This window comes from Bradyrhizobium sp. DN3, assembly GCF_041357655.1.
GTDB lineage: Bacteria > Pseudomonadota > Alphaproteobacteria > Rhizobiales > Xanthobacteraceae > Bradyrhizobium.
In genome coordinates this window covers 22,456-41,325 of sequence record NZ_JAULLN010000031.1, presented here as the reverse complement: position 1 = coordinate 41,325, position 18,870 = coordinate 22,456, and the positions used below count along the sequence as shown (strand labels likewise).

20 protein-coding genes are annotated in these 18,870 nt (G+C 65.1%); 15 read left to right on the top strand and 5 right to left on the bottom strand.

Going from position 1 to position 18,870, the window contains the following annotated elements:
* Positions 1–2 precede the first annotated feature (2 nt).
* The 3 genes from AAE027_RS33245 to AAE027_RS33235 all read left to right on the top strand — a co-directional run bounded on the left by AAE027_RS33245 (position 3) and on the right by AAE027_RS33235 (position 2,374).
* Entirely contained in the window at positions 3–1,586 is a 1,584-nt protein-coding gene (locus tag AAE027_RS33245) for a DEAD/DEAH box helicase (protein ID WP_370987980.1), read from the top strand.
* A 23-nt stretch (positions 1,587–1,609) separates the two neighbouring features.
* Entirely contained in the window at positions 1,610–1,897 is a 288-nt protein-coding gene (gene infA, locus AAE027_RS33240; protein ID WP_092292310.1) for a translation initiation factor IF-1, read from the top strand.
* 264 nt (positions 1,898–2,161) lie between these two features.
* Complete coding sequence (locus AAE027_RS33235) at positions 2,162–2,374, top strand: cold-shock protein (protein WP_370987979.1); 213 nt, start codon at positions 2,162–2,164, stop codon at positions 2,372–2,374.
* A 243-nt stretch (positions 2,375–2,617) separates the two neighbouring features.
* Here the strand turns inward: AAE027_RS33235 and AAE027_RS33230 are convergent, their stop codons facing one another.
* Both AAE027_RS33230 and AAE027_RS33225 read right to left on the bottom strand, forming a co-directional pair.
* On the bottom strand, positions 2,618–3,115 hold the full coding sequence (locus tag AAE027_RS33230) for a pilus assembly protein N-terminal domain-containing protein (RefSeq protein ID WP_370987978.1): 498 nt from the start codon (positions 3,113–3,115) through the stop codon (positions 2,618–2,620).
* A gap of 260 nt (positions 3,116–3,375) precedes the next feature.
* Positions 3,376–4,203, bottom strand: coding sequence for a sterol desaturase family protein (locus AAE027_RS33225; RefSeq protein ID WP_370987977.1), 828 nt, complete (start codon positions 4,201–4,203; stop codon positions 3,376–3,378).
* A gap of 267 nt (positions 4,204–4,470) precedes the next feature.
* Here AAE027_RS33225 and AAE027_RS33220 point away from each other — a divergent pair, with 267 nt between their 5' ends.
* The 10 genes from AAE027_RS33220 (at position 4,471) to AAE027_RS33175 (ending at position 13,395) form a co-directional block, all read left to right on the top strand.
* Positions 4,471–4,635 carry a Flp family type IVb pilin gene (locus AAE027_RS33220; protein ID WP_014498224.1) on the top strand — a complete coding sequence of 55 codons (165 nt, stop codon included), beginning with the start codon at positions 4,471–4,473 and terminating at the stop codon, positions 4,633–4,635.
* Between the two features lie 77 nt (positions 4,636–4,712).
* Positions 4,713–4,853 carry a hypothetical protein gene (locus tag AAE027_RS33215; RefSeq protein WP_370988022.1) on the top strand — a complete coding sequence of 47 codons (141 nt, stop codon included), beginning with the start codon at positions 4,713–4,715 and terminating at the stop codon, positions 4,851–4,853.
* Between the two features lie 118 nt (positions 4,854–4,971).
* A complete protein-coding gene (locus AAE027_RS33210; protein ID WP_128940034.1) occupies positions 4,972–5,496 on the top strand; it encodes an A24 family peptidase in 525 nt (174 codons plus the stop codon).
* A gap of 128 nt (positions 5,497–5,624) precedes the next feature.
* Positions 5,625–6,422: a Flp pilus assembly protein CpaB gene (gene cpaB / locus AAE027_RS33205; protein ID WP_370987976.1), complete on the top strand. Its 798-nt coding sequence runs from the start codon at positions 5,625–5,627 to the stop codon at positions 6,420–6,422.
* Between the two features lie 11 nt (positions 6,423–6,433).
* A complete protein-coding gene (locus AAE027_RS33200; RefSeq protein ID WP_370988019.1) occupies positions 6,434–7,909 on the top strand; it encodes a type II and III secretion system protein family protein in 1,476 nt (491 codons plus the stop codon).
* A 20-nt stretch (positions 7,910–7,929) separates the two neighbouring features.
* Positions 7,930–8,664, top strand: coding sequence for a CpaD family pilus assembly protein (locus tag AAE027_RS33195; RefSeq protein ID WP_370987975.1), 735 nt, complete (start codon positions 7,930–7,932; stop codon positions 8,662–8,664).
* On the top strand, positions 8,661–9,929 hold the full coding sequence (locus tag AAE027_RS33190; RefSeq protein WP_091881234.1) for a CpaE/TadZ family protein: 1,269 nt from the start codon (positions 8,661–8,663) through the stop codon (positions 9,927–9,929). The genes AAE027_RS33195 and AAE027_RS33190 overlap by 4 nt, the downstream gene beginning before the upstream one ends.
* Before the next feature lie 21 nt (positions 9,930–9,950).
* Entirely contained in the window at positions 9,951–11,420 is a 1,470-nt protein-coding gene (locus AAE027_RS33185) for a TadA family conjugal transfer-associated ATPase (protein ID WP_091881232.1), read from the top strand.
* 13 nt (positions 11,421–11,433) lie between these two features.
* Positions 11,434–12,411 (top strand): type II secretion system F family protein, encoded by a 978-nt coding sequence (locus AAE027_RS33180; protein WP_370987974.1) that lies wholly within the window; start codon positions 11,434–11,436, stop codon positions 12,409–12,411.
* A 9-nt stretch (positions 12,412–12,420) separates the two neighbouring features.
* Positions 12,421–13,395 (top strand): type II secretion system F family protein, encoded by a 975-nt coding sequence (locus AAE027_RS33175; protein ID WP_370987973.1) that lies wholly within the window; start codon positions 12,421–12,423, stop codon positions 13,393–13,395.
* Positions 13,396–13,435: 40 nt separating this feature from the next.
* Here the strand turns inward: AAE027_RS33175 and AAE027_RS33170 are convergent, their stop codons facing one another.
* The gene (locus AAE027_RS33170) at positions 13,436–14,248 is read right to left on the bottom strand and encodes a tetratricopeptide repeat protein (protein ID WP_370987972.1); all 813 of its coding nucleotides are present in this window, start codon (positions 14,246–14,248) and stop codon (positions 13,436–13,438) included.
* Positions 14,249–14,493: 245 nt separating this feature from the next.
* Complete coding sequence (locus AAE027_RS33165) at positions 14,494–14,697, bottom strand: hypothetical protein (RefSeq protein WP_091881223.1); 204 nt, start codon at positions 14,695–14,697, stop codon at positions 14,494–14,496.
* A 195-nt stretch (positions 14,698–14,892) separates the two neighbouring features.
* Here AAE027_RS33165 and AAE027_RS33160 point away from each other — a divergent pair, with 195 nt between their 5' ends.
* Positions 14,893–16,266 (top strand): leucyl aminopeptidase family protein, encoded by a 1,374-nt coding sequence (locus AAE027_RS33160; RefSeq protein ID WP_370987971.1) that lies wholly within the window; start codon positions 14,893–14,895, stop codon positions 16,264–16,266.
* Positions 16,259–17,101, top strand: coding sequence for a C40 family peptidase (locus AAE027_RS33155; RefSeq protein WP_370987970.1), 843 nt, complete (start codon positions 16,259–16,261; stop codon positions 17,099–17,101). The genes AAE027_RS33160 and AAE027_RS33155 overlap by 8 nt, the downstream gene beginning before the upstream one ends.
* Before the next feature lie 127 nt (positions 17,102–17,228).
* On the opposite strand, the gene AAE027_RS33150 is transcribed toward AAE027_RS33155, so the two are convergent.
* Positions 17,229–18,866, bottom strand: a complete 1,638-nt coding sequence (locus tag AAE027_RS33150; RefSeq protein ID WP_370987968.1) for an ABC transporter ATP-binding protein — start codon at positions 18,864–18,866, stop codon at positions 17,229–17,231.
* Between the last annotated feature and the right edge of the window lie 4 nt (positions 18,867–18,870).

Here is an 18,870-nt window from a genome sequence, read left to right as displayed (position 1 = left end):
GAATGCGCCGGGCGCCCGCTTTTGACATGGAAAGTACCCCTCTTTTGACTTCGTTCCAGGATTTCGGCCTCGCCGAACCCATCGCGCGCGCTCTTCGTGAAGAGAATTACGTCACCCCCACCCCGATCCAGGCCCAGACCATCCCGCTGGCGCTGACCGGCCGCGACGTCGTCGGCATCGCCCAGACCGGCACCGGCAAGACCGCATCCTTCGCGCTGCCGATCCTGCATCGCCTGCTTGAGAACCGCATCAAGCCGCAGCCCAAGACGGCCCGCGTGCTGGTGCTGTCGCCCACCCGCGAACTGTCCGGGCAGATCCTCGACAGCTTCAACGCCTATGGCCGCCACATCCGCCTGTCCTCGACGCTCGCCATCGGCGGGGTTCCGATGGGCCGCCAGGTCCGCGCCCTGATGCAGGGCGTCGACGTGCTCGTCGCCACCCCCGGCCGCCTGCTCGACCTCGTGCAGAGCAACGGATTGAAGCTTTCAAGCGTTGAATTCCTCGTGCTCGACGAGGCCGACCGCATGCTCGACATGGGTTTCATCAACGACATCCGCAAAATCGTCGCCAAGCTGCCGATCAAGCGGCAGACGCTGTTCTTCTCGGCCACCATGCCGAAGGACATCGCCGAGCTCGCGGACGCCATGCTGCGTGATCCCGCCCGCGTCGCGGTGACCCCGGTCTCCTCGACCGCCGAGCGGATCAACCAGCGCATCCTCCAGGTCGATTTCTCGGCCAAGCCCGCCTTCCTCACCAAGCTGCTGAAGGACGAGCCGATCAACCGCGCGCTGGTCTTCACCCGCACCAAGCACGGCGCCGACAAGGTGGTGAAGACGCTGGCCAAGGCGGGCATCGCCGCCAATGCCATCCACGGCAACAAGTCGCAGAACCATCGCGAGCGCACGCTCGCCCAGTTCCGCTCGGGCGAGATCCGCACCCTGGTCGCCACCGACATCGCCGCCCGCGGCATCGACGTCGACGGCATCAGCCACGTCATCAATTTCGATCTGCCCAACGTGCCCGAGACCTATGTCCACCGCATCGGCCGCACCGCGCGCGCCGGCGCCGACGGCACCGCGATCTCGCTCGTCGCCGGCGGCGAAGAGCTCAGCTATCTCCGCGACATCGAGCGCCTGATCCGCGTGGCGCTGCCGCGGGAAGATCTCCGCACCGATGCCGGCCGCCGCGATGCGGGCCCTCCCCCGTCGCAGCAACGACAGGGCCGGCCGGGCGGCCGCCCGGGCCAGCGTCCGCAAGGCGCACGGCACGGTGACGGGCGGCGTGCCGACGAAAGGCATGCCGACGGGCGCCACCATAGCGGCGGCAAGCCGAGCGACGGCCGGCCCGGCGAGGGACGGCATGGCGAGGCCAGGCATGCTGACGGACGGCCCGGCAATGGCCCGAAGGCCTCAAAGGGTTCACGTCGCCGCCGCTCCGGCACTCAGATGCATTCCTCGCCTGCAGACCGCCCGGAACAGCGTTCCGCGCATAGCGCCGGGACCTCCGATGGGATACAAGGCGTTGCCTTTTTGCGCCGGGAGAGTCGGCCGAACGGCCAACCGAACCGCAAACCCTATTCGCACTAGCTGTCCACGACCTGGAGAAATTCATGGCTAAGGAAGAGCTGATCCAGTTCGAAGGACTGGTCACCGAAATCCTCCCCGACGCCCGCTACCGCGTGCAGCTCGACGCCGGACACGAGATCGTTGCCTATACCGCCGGCAAGATGAAGAAGAACCGCATCAAGACGCTCGCGGGCGACCGCGTGACGGTGGAAATGTCGCCCTATGACCTCGAGAAGGGGCGGCTGATTTTCCGCCACAAGGACGAACGTCCCAGCGCGGCGGGTGGACCGCCGCGTCCCGGCCAGCGCGGCGGCCAGTTCCGCCGCCGCTAATCGGTTCTCGCGCGCGAGCGCGGCAGTAGAATTCCGATCCGTACCTGATCCGCCGTGACATCACGGCGGATCAAAAAATCGTGCGCGTCAGGATTGTTTTGAGGCTTTAATTCCGATAAAATGAATTAATCGATTTTCGGCCGGACGACATTAGCATCCACCGGTACAGCCGGTTCAGACACGCTGACGACCCTTCCAAAATTCGATCTAACCTGCCTGCGCGAGCGGGCTCTTACATTGTGTTATCTAGAAGGGACTACCCCAGTGAGCATGGGAACCGTGAAGTGGTTTAACGCGACCAAGGGCTTTGGCTTCATCCAGCCCGACGATGGCGGCAAGGACGTGTTCGTTCACATCAGCGCCGTCGAGCGCGCGGGCCTCGGCTCGCTGCACGAAGGTCAGAAGGTCTCCTATGAGATCGTGGCCGACCGCCGCTCCGGCAAGTCGGCAGCGGACAACCTCCGCGCCGCGGGCTGAGCCTGCCGGGCCTCTCGCCCGGATATTGACTCGGGCCGGCTCAGGCGAGCCAAGGAATAAGGCCGTGCGCAACGCACGGCCTTTTTCATGTCGGAAGGAAGTGGCTGCGCTCAGTAGCGTCGTGCAGGCCGTAGAGGTGCGTTAACCACGGACGACCCGCGGCACAGAGAAGAATTCTTGCGCCCGCGCGCGAGCTTTCCGGGTGGACCGAGATCCTCCCGGGCAAAGCGCCAATCGGTCCTGTTAGTTGGTCTTGGCGGCCCCGCCAGCAGCCCCGCTGGCATTGTTGCTCAGCGAACCTGCCTGGGTCATCGTGTGGTTGAAGTAGGCGTCGCTGTCGCCGAGCGTCAAGCGACGCTGGCAAAGCGGCATGCAGCTGTAGGACTCGCGCTCGATCCCGCGATAGACGGTGACGAGCCGGTCGCTCGGACCTTCGACCTGGATCTGGCGGTCGACCAGGATCTCGCCGCCCCGGTCGAGCGCGATGAAATTGGTGGCACCATAACCCTTCCCGGTCACGACGATCATGCCGCCGGGCTGCAGCGTGACGTCGGCGATCAGGGGATTGCCGACCACGATGGTCGCGACCTTGCCGGGGAGCCGGACCAGCTTGGCCTGGTCGACATTGACGGCAATGGTATCGGCGGTCGGCTCGGCAACGCCGGCACCAGGCGATGCCAGCACCGCAGCCGCAACCAGAAGGCAAACGCGCGCCTGACGGCGCAGCAACTCTTTACGCATTACACTTACCCCCGGGACGTCACAAACCGGCAGAAACGATCAGATACAGCGGAGCCGGTGCCCGACCCGGCTAACCTGCCCTTAATTCGTGAACGTTCCGCAAACTCGCCGACTATTGTTTGAAGGGACCAGCGCTTTGTAGCCCTCGGAGGCGTTGACGCCGCCCTAAAGCTCGATGAGACGAATCGTCATCGCGCTTTAGGTTATTGTTTGAGCATGATCTTTTCGGAAAACCGCTGCACACTTTTCCGGATCATGCCCTAGCGGCGGAACGGATAGGCGAGCTGGCCGCCGATTTCCTTGGGCATGGTCGCTTCGTCCTTGCCGTAATCCTGCGGCAGCCTGCCCTCCGGCATACGGAAGGTGCCGAACAGCACGTCCCAGATCGGGAATGTCCCGGCAAAATTGGTGTCGCCGCCCTCTGCGAGCGAAGTGTGGTGCCAGCGGTGGAACACCGGCGTCGCCAGCACGTATCTGAACGCTCCGAAGGTCCAGTTCAAGTTGGCGTGCACGAAGGCCGAATGGAAGGTGGTGAACGGGCCGACCCAGATCATGACGTTCGGCGAGATACCGGCCATCAGCAGCACGACGTCGACGCTGATCGTCCCGAGCATGAGATTGACCGGATGGAAGCGCGCCGCGGAAATCCAGCCGATCTCCTCCGACGAATGATGGACTGCGTGGTACTTCCAGAACCCGCCGTCATGAAAAAGCCGGTGCAGCCAGTACAGCATGAAATCGGACAGCACCAGAAACAGCACGGCCTGCACCCACAGCGGCAGCTGTGACAGCGGGCCATGGCCATTGTCGTAGAAGGCGATGAGCTCATCGGCCTCGTGGATGTTGAAGACGACGCCGGCGCCGGCGATCAGCAGTCCGATCCGCATGGTGCGGGCGAACACGGGAACGAAGAACCAGTAGCAGATGTCGGTGAGGATCTCGCGCTTGCGCCACCACGGCGCGCCGGGATTGCAGGCCCAGAAATGCTCGAGCACGGTGAAGACTGCCGCGAGCACCAGGGTGACGGGGACCACCTTCGCGATGGTCTCGCCGAGCATCAGGGCAACTTGCATGGGCAGGCTCGACATCGTCGCCTCACTTCCGAATTGCTGGTCCCGCCTAGGCCTACTCCGCTAGATTTAAGGGAGGGTGAAGCCGGCCGGCGCGTGCGCTGCATTCGGAACCGGGCCGAATTCAACGGCCGCCTTAAGACGAAATTCACTCTGGCCAAAAGCATCGCGCAACGAGCGGATTTGCTCGAATGAATTAACGCTACCGAAAGAGCTCGACTCTCATCTTCGTCGCGTCAAAGACAGCGCCGAACGAGGCGATCCCACCCAGACGGAGTTTTGTTCATGAAGAACCTTATTGCGCGTTTCGCGAAGGACGAATCCGGCGCCACCGCCATCGAATACGGCCTGATCGCCGCCGGCATCGCGCTGGCCATCATCACCGTCGTCAACAATCTCGGCAGCTCGCTGAACACCAAGTTCGGCTCGATCAGCAGCTCGCTGAAGTAAGCGACCGACGAGCGATTCGCAAAAGCCCCGGATCTCCGGGGCCTTTGTTTTTCTGAAGACGGCGAGTTCCAGTGGCGTTGCGCGAGTACAGAACCGATGCCGCGGTCGCGGCGAACGAGGCGGAGGCGGCGCAGACCGGCTCGCCGGCCTATTGGGTCTGCCTTGCGCTGCTGCTTGCGACTGTCGTGCTTGCCGTACGCATTGCCAGCCTCTGGTGAGCGCGCTCGCGGCGGGGCCAGCCTCGCCGCCCGGCTGCCGTTGTCGGTTTGTTTAGCACTGCCGGCTAGCATCCGCGCCGCCAGCTTCGGCGACACAACAGGCCTCAAGACGCAGCCCATGATCCTCGACCTTGCGCGCCTTCTGCTCTTCCCGGCTCTCATGGCGTTCGCCGCCGCGAGCGACCTCTTCACGATGACGATCTCGAACCGCGTGTCGCTGGCATTGGTCGCCGGCTTCTTCGCCCTCGCTCTCGCCGGTGGCATGGCACCTTATGAGATGCTGAGCCATGTCGGTGCCGGCGCACTTCTGCTGGTCGTGGCCTTCACTTGCTTTGCGATGGGCTGGGTCGGCGGCGGCGATGCCAAGGTCGCGGCCTCCGTCGCACTCTGGTTCGGCTTTGCACATCTGATGAACTTCCTGCTCTACGCCTCGCTGTTCGGCGGGGCGCTGACGCTGCTTCTGCTTCAGTTCCGGCAGTGGCCGCTGCCCTACGGACTGGCGGGCCAAGCCTGGCTCGCACGGCTGCACGCCAAGGAGAGCGGCATTCCCTATGGCATCGCGCTCGCACTGAGCGCGCTGATGGTTTACCCGGAGACCGAATGGGTGAAGGCGATCGATCTCGCTCACCTCGCGCTGCGCTGAACGCACCGGATAAACCCGGCGTTAAGGCGATTTAGATACGCCTCATTAACCATGCTTTGACGAATAGCTGGTCAACTGCCGATCACGGCGGCGGCAGCGTCGCGGCGTTTTGTTGGAAAGTGAAGCGTATGAATAGGGCACGCATTGTCGTCCTGACGGTCGCCATCTGCGCCGGCGGCGTCGCCGCGTACCTGGCGAGCGGCACGGACAATTCTGCGCCGCCTCCGGCTCCGGTCGCACAGCTTCCGACCGTCGACGTCCTGGTCGCCAAGAACGACATCGGTCTCGGCCAGACCGTGAAGCCGGAAGACGTGCAATGGCAGACCTGGCCGGCCGCGACCGCCAGCGCCACTTTCATCCGCCGCAACGAGCGTCCCGATGGCGTGACCCAGGTGACCGGCTCGATCGCGCGCGCTCCCTTCATTCAGGGTGAGCCGATCCGCGACCAGAAGCTGGTCAAGGCCGAGGGCTCCGGCTTCATGGCGGCCATCCTGCCGAGCGGCATGCGGGCGATCTCGACCGAGATCTCGCCGGAGACTGGCGCAGGCGGCTTCATCCTGCCCAACGATCGCGTCGATGTGATCCTCACGCGCCGCCTCAAGAATCCGGACCAGAGCAACGGTGCTCCGGACATCGTCACCTCCGAGATCATCCTGACCAACGTTCGCGTCCTGGCCATCGACCAGGCGCCGAAGGAGAAGGACGGCCAGAACACGGTGGTCGGCAAGACCGTGACCTTGGAGCTCAATCCCGCGCAGACCCAGGCGCTTTCGTCGGCCCGCCAGGCCGGAACGCTGTCGCTGGCGTTGCGCAGCATAGCCGACGTCAAGATGAGCGAGATCACGCTCGACGAATCCGCACAGAAGCGCGACGGCGTTTCGATCATTCGCTACGGCATTCCAAGTCAGACGGCGAAAGCAAGATGAAGGCAGTCGATATGAAATGCAGGGCAAATCTGGCGACGATGCGAACCTCACTGGTTCGCGCCCTGTCGTTTTCGGCCGCCCTCGCGCTGACGCTCAACCCGGCCCTCAGCCCGGTGGTCGCCGCCGACTACCGTCCCGTGGCGCCGGTCGCGGCCGACGGCCAGATGAACGCGCGTTTCCTCTCGCTCGGCATCGGCAAGTCTGTCGTGATCGACCTGCCGCGCGACATCAAGGACGTGCTGGTCGCCGATCCCAAGATCGCCAATGCCGTGGTCCGCTCGGCGCAGCGCGCCTACATCATCGGCGCCACCGTCGGCCAGACCAACATCGTGTTCTTCGATTCCGCCGGCCAGCAGATTGCGGCCTATGACATCGCGGTCAAGCGCGACCTCAACGGCGTGCGGGCCGCGCTGAAGCAGATCCTGCCCAATTCCGACATCCAGATCGACGGCCTCGGCGACGGCATCGTCCTGACTGGCACGGCGGCGAACCCGTTGGAAGCGCAGCAGGCCAACGATCTCGCCGCACGGCTCGCCGGCAGCGCCGACAAAGTGGTGAACTCGATCGTGGTCCGCGGCCGCGACCAGGTCATGCTGAAGGTGACGGTGGCGGAAGTCCAGCGCAACATCGTCAAGCAGCTCGGCATCGACCTCTCCGCGAACCTGAACTACGGCACCTCGGTGGTGAGCTTCTCCAACTCGAATCCGTTCACGGCTCTCGGCAAGAACCTCGTGGACGGCAACAACCTGACCACGAAGTTCGGCGCGACGCCGACCGTGCAGGCCACCCTGCGCGCGATGGAGACCGCGGGCGTGATCCGTACGCTGGCCGAGCCGAACCTGACCGCAATCTCCGGCGAGTCGGCGACCTTCATTGCCGGCGGTGAATTCCCGGTGCCGGCAGGCTATGCCTGCGACCCGACCACGCATGTTTGTACCACCCAGATCAGTTTCAAGAAGTTCGGCATCTCGCTCAACTTCACCCCGGTGGTTCTGAGCGAGGGCAAGATCAGCCTGCGCGTCATGACCGAGGTCTCGGAGCTGTCGAACGAAAATGCGATCACGCTGTCCCAGGCCGTGACCTCGACGTCGGTGAACTCGCTGACGGTGCCCTCGATCCGGACGCGCCGCGCCGAGACATCGCTGGAAATTCCCTCGGGCGGCGCGATGGCGATGGCCGGCCTGATCCAGCAGCAGACCAAGCAGGCGGTCAGCGGACTGCCGGGGCTGATGCAGCTCCCGATTCTCGGCACGCTGTTCCGCAGCCGCGACTTCGTCAACAACGCAACCGAACTGGTCGTGATCGTGACGCCCTATGTCGTTCGCGCGGTCGCGCAAAAGGACCTGTCGCGCCCGGATGACGGCTTCGCCGCCCCTGCCGATCCGCAGGCCGAGTTGCTCGGCAACATCAACCGCATCTACGGCGTGCCCGGCCGGACCGAACCGGCCAGGAACTACCGCGGCACCTACGGCTTCATCACCGACTGAAGCGGAACGGGGACTTCACGATGATCACAAGACCACCCCAGCTTCGCAAACGCGCCATCCGCCTCGGTGGCGCGCTCGTCGGCATGGCGCTCGCGCTCGGCGGCTGCCAGCACGACGAAGCGGTCACCGCCTCCATTCCCGACGATTACAAGCAGCGCCATCCGATCGCGATCGAAGAGCAGGACCGCTCGATCGTCGTCTTCGTCGGTCACGCACGCGGCGGCTTGACCGCCGCCCAGCGCGCCGACGTGATGGGCGTTGCCTCGGCCTGGCTGCACGAGGGCACCGGCGCCATTCGCATCGACATGCCATCCGGCACGCCCAACGCGCGACCGGTCGCGGACACCATGCGTGAGATCCAGGCGATGCTGGCGGCGGCAGGCGTTCCGCCGCGCGGCGTCATCGTTCGCCCCTATCAGCCGGAAGACAGGCGCTTCCTGCCGCCGATCCGACTGACTTACTCCAAGATCGCCGCGGTCGCGGGCCCCTGCGGCCTGTGGCCGGACGACATCGGCCCCTCGATCAAGAACAAGAGCTGGTTCGAGAACAAGGATTATTACAATTACGGCTGCGCCTATCAGCGCAACCTCGCGGCGATGGTCGACAATCCGTCGGACCTCGAGCAACCGAGGGCTGAAACACCGACTTATATAGCGCGTCGCACCACGGCCTTCGAGAAGTATCGCAAGGGAACGACGACGGCGACCCTCCATCCCGAAGCCGACAAGGCCAAACTCAGCGACACCGGCAAATGATCAGCTACGCTCGCCAGCCTCAAGAAGAGCAGCCGGAAACACCGCCCCCGCCGGTCGAGGAGCATATTGCGCCCTCGCCGCGTGTCTCGGTGCAGGCGTTCTGCGAGACCGTGGAGACCGCTGCCGCGGTGCAGTCGGCCGGCGAGGATCGCCGTCTCGGCAAGGCCCATCTGAAGATCCAGATGGGCGGCATGGCGGCGGCGATCGAAGCCTATCGCTCCGCTCCGACCCCGAACGTGATCGTGCTCGAAAGCGACGGTCGCAGCGACCTCCTGGGCGGGCTCGATCAGCTCGCTACCGTCTGCGACGCCGGCACCCGCGTGGTCGTGATCGGCCGCATCAACGACGTCATGCTCTACCGCGAGCTGGTGCGCCGCGGTGTCAGCGACTACGTGCTCGCGCCGGTCGGCGCGATCGACGTCGTGCGCTCGATCTGCAACCTGTTCTCGGCGCCGGAAGCCAAGGCGGTCGGCCGCATCATCGCCGTGGTCGGCGCCAAGGGCGGCGTCGGCGCTTCCACCATCTCCCACAACGTCGCCTGGGCGATCGCGCGCGACCTTGCGATGGATGCGGTCGTCGCCGACCTCGACCTCGCCTTCGGCACCGCCGGGCTGGACTACAACCAGGACCCGCCACAGGGCATTGCCGACGCCGTGTTCTCACCCGATCGCGTCGATACGGCCTTCATCGACCGCCTGCTGTCGAAATGCACCGACCATCTCAGCCTGCTGGCGGCGCCGGCGACGCTCGACCGGGTCTATGACTTCGGCTCCGACGCCTTCGATGCCGTGTTCGACACGCTGCGTTCCACCATGCCCTGCATCGTGCTCGACATCCCGCACCAATGGTCGGGCTGGACCAAGCGCGCCTTGATCGGAGCCGACGACATCCTGATCGTGGCCGCGCCCGATCTCGCCAATTTGCGCAATACCAAGAACCTGTTCGATCTGTTGAAGGCCTCGCGCCCCAACGACCGGCCGCCGCTCTACTGCCTGAACCAGGTCGGTGTCCCGAAACGGCCCGAAATCGCCGCCACGGAATTCGCCAAGGCGATCGAGAGCCAGCCGGTCGCCTCGATCCCGTTCGAGCCGCAGATCTTCGGCTCGGCGGCCAACAACGGCCAGATGATCGCGGAGATCTCGGCCAATCACAAGTCGATCGAGATGTTCCTTCAGATCGCCCAGCGCCTGACCGGCCGCAGCGAGACGAAGAAACAAAAGTCGTCCTTGTTTTCACCCCTGATTGAGAAGTTGCGGGGAAAATAAGCCGCCGCATGGAGTTGTTAAGTGTTCGGTAAGCGTAGCGGAACAGACACCGACTTTCGGGCTCCCAAGCCCGGCGCCGTGTTGCCCGAGCCTTCCCAGGCTCCGGCGGCGACGGTATCGCGCGCCCCGCTCCCGCCGGCCGTCGCCTCGCCATCGCTTGCCCCGGCCAAGGCGCCGCCGCCTCCCGCCATGGAGAGCCGGCGCTCGGACAATTATTACGAGGTCAAGGCGACCATCTTCGGTGCGCTGATCGAGGCCATCGACCTCGCCCAGCTCGCCAAGCTCGATTCGGAGTCCGCCCGCGAGGAAATTCGCGACATCGTCAACGAGATCATCGCGATCAAGAACATCGTGATGTCGATCGCCGAGCAGGAGGAACTGCTCGACGATATCTGCAACGACGTGCTCGGCTATGGCCCGCTGGAGCCCCTGCTCGCGCGCGACGACATCGCCGACATCATGGTGAACGGCGCCGGCACCGTCTTCATCGAGGTCGGGGGCAAGATCCAGCGCACCGGAATCCGCTTTCGCGACAATCAGCAGCTCCTCAACATCTGTCAGCGCATCGTCAGTCAGGTCGGCCGGCGCGTCGACGAATCCTCGCCGATCTGCGACGCGCGCCTCGCCGACGGCTCCCGCGTCAATGCCATCGTGCCGCCGCTCGCGATCGACGGCCCCGCCCTCACCATCCGCAAATTCAAGAAGGACAAGCTGACGCTCGATCAGCTCGTCAAGTTCGGCGCGATCTCGCCGGAAGGCGCCGAGATCCTCCAGATCATCGGCCGGGTCCGCTGCAACGTGCTGATCTCCGGCGGCACCGGCTCGGGCAAGACGACGCTGCTCAACTGTCTGACCAACTACATCGAGCACGACGAACGCGTCATCACCTGCGAGGACGCGGCCGAGCTCCAGCTCCAGCAGCCTCATGTGGTCCGGCTCGAAACCCGCCCGCCCAACATCGAAGGCGAAGGCCAGGTCACCATGCGCGAGCTGGTGCGCAACTGCCTGCGTATGCGCCCCGAACGCATCATCGTCGGCGAAGTCCGCGGACCCGAGGCGTTCGACCTGCTTCAGGCCATGAACACCGGCCATGACGGCTCGATGGGGACGCTGCATGCCAACAATCCGCGCGAGGCGCTGTCGCGCTGCGAATCCATGATCACCATGGGCGGGTTCTCTCTGCCCTCGCGCACCATTCGCGAGATGATCTGCGCATCCATCGACGTCATCGTCCAGGCCGCGCGCCTGCGCGACGGCTCGCGCCGCATCACCCACATCACCGAAGTGATGGGCATGGAAGGCGACACCATCATCACCCAGGACATCTTCCTCTACGACCTGATCGGCGAAGACGCCAACGGCAAGATCATCGGCCGGCACCGCTCGACCGGCATCGGCCGCCCGAAATTCTGGGAACGCGCCCGCTATTACGGCGAAGAGAAGCGCCTTGCCGCCGCGCTCGACGCCGCGGAATTGGCGCCGACAACATGAGCAGGTCAGCGTCATGAAGATGCAGGTCCTCGCCCTCGCATTTCTCGCCACGGCTGCCGTCGGCGGCATCGCCTGGGTCTTCCTCTATCCACTCCTGTCAGGGGAGCGAAAGGCCGAAAACCGCCGCGCTTCGATCGCGCGTGCCGACACGCCCGCAGCCAAGCAGACCGAGAAGAGCCAACGATCGCGCCGTGAGCAGGTCGAGACTTCGCTCAAGGATCTCGAGGCGCGGCGCCAGCAGGAGAAGAGAGTCCCGCTCAGCGTCCGCCTCTCTCAGGCGGGGCTCGACTGGACCCCGCAGAAATTCTGGGTCGTGTCCGCCGTCGTGGCGGGCGTGCTGTTCGCGGCTGCTCTGTTCGTCGGAGGCGGCCTGCTCGGCGCCGCCGGCCTCGGCTTTGCCGGCGGCTTCGGCCTGCCGCGCTGGGCGCTGGGCTTCCTCAAGAAGCGTCGCGAGACCAAGTTCCTGGCGGCACTGCCCGATGCGGTCGACGTGATCGTCCGCGGAATCAAGGCCGGCCTGCCGCTGTTCGAGTCGATCAAGGTTGTCGCCGCCGATTCACCGGAGCCGCTGCGCAGCGAATTCCTCCAGATCATCGAAACGCAGGCGATCGGCATGCCGCTCGGCGAGGCCTGCTCGCGGCTGTATGACCGCATGCCGCTCCCAGAGGCGAATTTCTTCGGCATCGTGATCTCGATCCAGCAGAAGTCGGGCGGCAACCTCTCCGAAGCGCTCGGCAACCTCTCCAAGGTGCTGCGCGACCGCAAGAAGATGAAGGAGAAGATTCAGGCGATGTCGATGGAGGCCAAGGCCTCGGCCGGCATCATCGGCTCGCTGCCGCCGATCGTGATGTTCCTCGTCTATCTCACGACGCCGCACTACATCTCGCTGCTTTGGACCCACCCGACCGGTCAGCTGATGCTGGTCGGCTGCGTCGTCTGGATGTCGATCGGCATCATGGTGATGAAGAAGATGATCAACTTCGATTTCTGACGGTGCCGTATGGTCGAGTTTCTCGTTTCGAAGCTACATGACGTCCGCTTCATGACCATGCTGCTGGCGGCCATTGCCGCCAGCGCCACCGTCTATACGCTGGTGATGCCGCTGTTTGCCGGCGAGGGACTCTCCAAGCGCATGAAGGCGGTGGCGAGCGAGCGCGAACGCCTGCGGCAGCGCGAGCGCGAGCGCCTCAACAAGAACGAGAAGGTGTCGCTGCGCCAGACGCCGAAGCAGCTCGTCTCCAAGGTGGTCGAGGACTTCAACCTCACCAAATGGCTCGCGCAGGAAGCCGCCCGCGACAAGCTCATCATGGCCGGCTACCGCGGCCAGGCGCCCTACATCACCTTCCTGTTTGCCCGCATGGTCGCTCCGATCGGGCTCTTCATCGGTGCCGCCGTCTACGTCTTCTTGATCGCGCACATGAAGCAGACGATGCCGATCAAGATCGGCATCTGCGTCGGCGCGGCCTATCTCGGCCTGCAGGCACCGATGCTGTTCCTCAAGAACGCGATCTCCAAGCGCCAGCTCTCGATCAAGCGCGCCTTTCCCGACGCGCTCGACCTGCTGCTGATCTGCATCGAATCCGGCATGTCGGTCGAAATGGCGTTCCGGAAGGTCTCCACCGAGATTGTCGGCCAGTCAATCGCGCTGTCGGAGGAGTTCGCACTGACCACGGCCGAACTGTCCTACCTGCAGGACCGGAAGATGGCCTATGAGAACCTGGCGCGGCGCACCGGGCTCGAAGGCGTCAAGTCGGTCTGTCTCGCGCTTCAGCAGGCCGAGCGTTACGGTACGCCGCTCGGGCATTCCCTGCGCGTCATGGCACAGGAAAACCGCGACATGCGCATGAATGAGGCCGAGAAGAAGGCCGCTGCGCTACCGCCGAAATTGACGGTGCCGATGATCCTGTTCTTCCTGCCGGTGCTGTTCGTCGTCATTCTCGGACCGACGGGCATCAAGATCACCGAGCTGCACTGACGCGCCGCGCCGTCCGCCGGCGACGTCAAGTTCAAGCCGATCAATCGGGCTGGCTGAGCGAAGCGACCGGGGTCCGCTTCGGTGCGCCGCGCGGGGCGTCGTTGCGGTTCAGCATTTCCTTGAGATAGGCGACGTTGGCTGCGGCCTGGTCCGGCGGCAGGTCCGCCTTGACGATGGTCTCGGCCTCGGCGAAGCGCCCTTGGAGGCCGACGACCAGAGCGAGATTCTGCCGCACCCGGGCGCTCGCGCGCGGCGAAGCGTAAGCCTGTCGCAGCGCCTCTTCGGCCTTGGGCAGGTTCCTCGTCAACATGTAGGACAGGCCGAGATTGGAGAGGACGCCGGGATCACCCGGCGCGATCTTCAGGGCGCTCGCATAATAGGAGCGCGCCTCGTCGTGCCGGCCCATCTGATCGAGCGCAGTGCCCTGCACCGAAAGCAGATGCCAGTCCGGATTGTCGGGCGAATGCGCCTTCGACAACACGTCGAAGGCCTGCTGGAAATTGCCGTTGTCGGCGAGCGCGCGGCCGTACTGGGCGAGCAGCGGCTTGTTGCCGGGATTGGCGATGGTCGCCTGCTCCAGCACGGCGACGGCTTGGGCACGCTGCCCGTTGGCGCGCAAGGCCTGGCCATAGGCGAGCGCGGCGCCGGCATCCTTGGGATTGGCACGATAGCGCTCGCCATAGACTTCGACAGCGCGCGCGGGATCGGCGGGAGCGGCTTCCGCCCGCGGCCCGACCGAGCCCGTGACCTCGGAGAGCTTCGACATGCCCGTGCAGCCGCCGAGGCCCGTAGCCACTGCCGCGATCAGCGAGGTGGACGCAAGAAGCCTGGCAAGACTGAACCGTTGACGCATGACGCTTTGACTCTCGAGCCGATTGATCGAGCCGAACGCGCCAGCAATAGACTGTTAACCCTAACGGCCAGTTAACACCGGGCAAGTCGCACCGCTCACGGCGGCGTCTGCGGCGGCACCTTCCCGCCGGGCCCGAGATCGAGGCCGAGCACCTTCGCCTGTTCGTTCAGGTCCCGCAGTAATTGCACTCTCCGTAGCGCCTGAAGCTGGACTTCGACTCCTTCCGATGGCGTCTTCGCGCCCGGTCAATATTCAATGGCAAGCCGCTTGCGGATTTCATCGATGCGTTTGTCCAGCGCATCGAACCGCGCGTGGACGGAGCGGTCGTGGAGATAGAAGACGTAGCCGCCGGCGAGGAACGCGAAGATCCAATGATGGTGCTCGACATAGCCGAAGATCGCCTCGATCACCTGGCCGATGAATGTGACCACGCTCCACACGAATTCCATTGCAATTCCTCCCGGCAGGCTCGTCGGCCGCCGGCGAACTCCAACAGCTGGCGGCCGTCCTCGGAACCTAGCATGGCCCCCGCACTGCGAGTAGCGGCTCGCTGACCGGTGAAAGCAAAGCCGATTGCGGCGGCGGCGAAACTCTGCGAAGTCTCGTTCCTACGACCTGCTTGATCTGACGATCCGGACCCGCCAATGCCTTCTGTCTTCGAGACGTCGCCCACCGCCATCCCGATCACCTTCGTCACCAAATCGAGCTGGGATCAGGTCGCTGAGGTGCTGCCGCCGGCGCAACGCCAGTTCGCCACCGCAAGCGCCTTTGCCGCCAAGCCCGGCGGCTATCTCGCGCTGCCCGCGCCGGATGGCGCAATCGCACAGGTGCTGTTCGGCCTCGAGGACGAGGGCGCCCGATCGCGCGACCTGTTCCGGCCGGGCGCGCTGCCCGGCCTGCTGCCGCCGGGCACCTATCGTTTTGTCAATGCACCGCACGATGCACGGCTGGCGGCGCTCGCCTTCGCGCTCGGCAGCTACCGCTTTGCCCACTACCGCAAGGCTGACAGGCCCGACGTCCGGCTGGTGCCGCCGGATGGAGTCGAGGCGACCGAAATCGATCGCATGGCAGATGCGGCGATGCTGGCGCGCGATCTCATCAACACACCGGCCAACGACATGGGACCGGAGCAGCTCGCCGCAGCCGCGCAAGCGCTCGCCGCCGAATTCGGCGCAAGCTTCGCCTGCACCATCGGAGAGGATCTGAAGACGAATTTTCCGCTGATCCACGCCGTCGGCATGGCCTCCAGCCGCGCGCCGCGGCTGATCGACATCGGCTGGGGCGATCCGGCTCATCCCAAGGTGACGCTGGTCGGCAAGGGCGTCTGCTTCGACACCGGCGGTCTCGACCTGAAGCCGTCGAGCGGCATGCTGATCATGAAGAAGGACATGGGCGGCGCCGCCAACGTGCTCGCGCTCGCACGCATGGTGATGGATGCGAAGCTGAAGGTGCGGCTGCGCGTGCTGATTCCAGCCGTGGAAAACGCGGTCGCCGGCAACGCCTTGCGCCCGCTCGACATCTTCACCTCGCGCAAGGGCATCACGGTCGAGATCGGCAATACCGACGCCGAAGGCCGGCTCGTGCTTGCCGACGCGCTGGCGCTGGCCGATGAGGAGAAACCGGAGCTGCTGATCGACCTGGGCACGCTGACCGGCGCGGCGCGCGTTGCGCTGGGGCCGGATTTACCGCCCTTTTACACCAATGATGAGACGCTGGCTGCCGACGTCGCGCGTTGCGCGGTGAAGGAGAACGATCCGTTGTGGCGCATGCCGCTGTGGCCGCCTTACGATGCCTGGCTGGACTCCAAGACGGCGACCATCACCAACGCGCCGTCCGGCGGCTTCGCCGGCTCGATCACCTGCGCGCTGTTCCTGCAACGCTTCGTCGAGCACGCCGAGAGCTGGCTGCATGTCGATATCTACGGCTGGACGCCGTCGGCGAAGCCGGCGCGGCCCGAAGGCGGCGAGTGCCAGGCCGCACGCGCCATCTACGCACTCTTGAGCGAACGCTATGCATGACCCGCGGCTGACGCCGGCGCGGGGCGACATCGCCGCGAAATATCTCGAAGGCAAGGTTGAGGCGGATCGCTTCGTCACCGGCGAGGAATTCGAGGTGGTCGAGGCGATCGCGCCGGTGCGCCAGCAGCCATTCCCGAACGCGATGCTGATGACGGAGGCGCTGCGCGGCGAGCGCGTCACCATCTACGACCGCAACGCCGAAGGCTGGACCTGGGGCCAGCTCAATGGCGACGGCTATGTCGGCTGGCTGCCGGATGCAGCGCTCATGAAGCCCGCGGCCGCCCCGACCCACGTGGTCAGCGCGCTGCGAACATTTGCCTTCCCCGGCCCCTCGATCAAATTGCCGCCGACGGACACGCTGGTGCTGGGATCAAAGCTTACGATCGTGCGCGAGGACGGCGCCTTCGCGGTGACGCGCGAAGGAACGTTCTTGCCGAAAACGCATCTTGCCCCGCTCGATCATCGCGAGCCGGATTTCGTCGCCGTCGCCGAGCGCTTCGCCGGCACGCCCTATCTCTGGGGCGGCAAGAGCAGTTTTGGCATCGATTGCTCGGGCCTGGTGCAGGTCTCGCTGACTGCTGCCGGCATCGGCTGCCCGCGCGACAGCGACATGCAGCAGGCGGGGCTCGGCCGCGAGCTGGAGCCGCACGAGCGGGGCAGCTTGCTACGCGGCGATCTGATCTTCTGGAAGGGCCATGTCGCCATCGTCCGCGACGCCAGCTCCATGGTTCACGCCAATGCGCACCACATGGCGACCGTGATCGAGCCGATCGAGCCGGCGATCGCGCGGATCAAGGCGACTGGCTGCGAGATCGTCGCGATCAAGCGGCTATAGCGAGACCCCGTAGGGTGGGTTAGCTCGCGGCTGCGCGCGGCGCAGTCCGCTGGCGTAACCCACTCTTCAGCTTCCGCGGATAGAGAAGTGGTGGGTTACGGCTTCGCCTAACCCACCCTACCAAACGCTACGTCGCAACCGCCCCATTCCCCGCCGTCTCCAGCCGGAACGCAGCGGCGAACAGCGCGCGGGTGTAATCCGTCTTCGGATTCTTGAAGAGCTCGGCCGCCTGTCCCTCCTCGACCACCTTGCCGCCGCGCATCACGATGAGATGGCTGGCGAGCGAGGCGACGACGCGCAAATCGTGCGAGATGAACATGTAGGTGAGGTCGCGCTTGCGCTGAAGCTCGCGCAACAGATCGACCATCTGCGCCTGGAACAGCATGTCGAGCGCGCTGGTCGGCTCGTCCAGCACGACGAAATCCGGCTCCAGCACCACCGCCCGCGCGATGCTGATGCGCTGGCGCTGGCCGCCGGAGAATTCATGCGGATAGCGGTAGCGGGTATCCGGCTTCAGCCCGACATCCTCGAGCGCCTTGACCACGCGCGCCTCGCGCTCCTCGCGCGAGAGATTGGGCTGATGCACGGAGAGGCCTTCGGCGATGATGTCGGCGATCGACATGCGCGGTGAGAGCGAGCCGAACGGATCCTGGAACACGATCTGCATATCGCGCCGGAAGGGCCGCATCTCCTTGAAGCGCAGGCCCTGGATGTCCTTGCCCAGGAACACGATGCGGCCGTTCGAAGAGATCAGCCGTAGCAGTGCGAGCCCCAGCGTGGTCTTGCCTGAGCCTGATTCGCCGACGACGCCGAGGGTCTCGCCCTTGCGCACGGCGACGCTGACGCCGTCGACCGCCTTGATGTGGCCGACCGTCTTGCGCATCAAGCCGCGCTTGATCGGAAACCACACCTTCAGCTCATTGGCCGACATCACCACCGGCGCACCCGGCTGCGGCGGCGCCGGATCGGGCTTCGGCTCGGCCGCGAGCAGGTCGCGCGTATAGGGATGTTTCGGGCTCCTGAAGACCTGCTCGACCGGCCCCTGCTCGACGATCACGCCGCCCTTCATAACGCAGACGGTGTCGGCGATGCGGCGCACGATGCCGAGGTCATGGGTGATGAAGAGCAGGCTCATGCCGAGCCGCGAACGGATCTCGGCGAGCAGCGCCAGGATCTGCGCCTGCACGGTGACGTCGAGCGCCGTGGTCGGCTCGTCCGCGATCAAGAGGTCCGGCTCGTTGGCGAGCGCCATTGCGATCATCACGCGCTGGCGCTGGCCGCCAGAGAGCTGGTGCGGATAGCTCTTCAGCCGCGTCTCGGGCTCGGGAATGCCGACTTGCGTCAGCAATTCGAGCGTCCGCCTGCGCGCCTCGGCATTGCTGGTCGGATTGTGCAGCTGGATGATCTCACCGATCTGCGCCTCGATCGTGTGCAGCGGATTGAGCGAGGTCATCGGCTCCTGGAAGATGATGGAGATGTCGCTGCCGCGAATCTCCCGCATCTGCTGCTCGGATTGATCGATCAGCTCCTGGCCCTTGAAGCGGATGCTGCCCGAGGGATGCGAGGCGTTCGGATAGGGCAGCAGCTTCAGGATCGAGAGCGCGCTGACCGATTTTCCGGAACCGGATTCGCCGACCAGCGCGACGCATTCGCCGCGCTTGATCTGGAACGAGATCTTGTCGACCGCGAGCGTGGTGGCGCCGCCCTGGTGGAAGGCCACCGAGAGATCGCGCACGCTGAGCAGGGGCTGGTTCATCGCGTCCATAGGT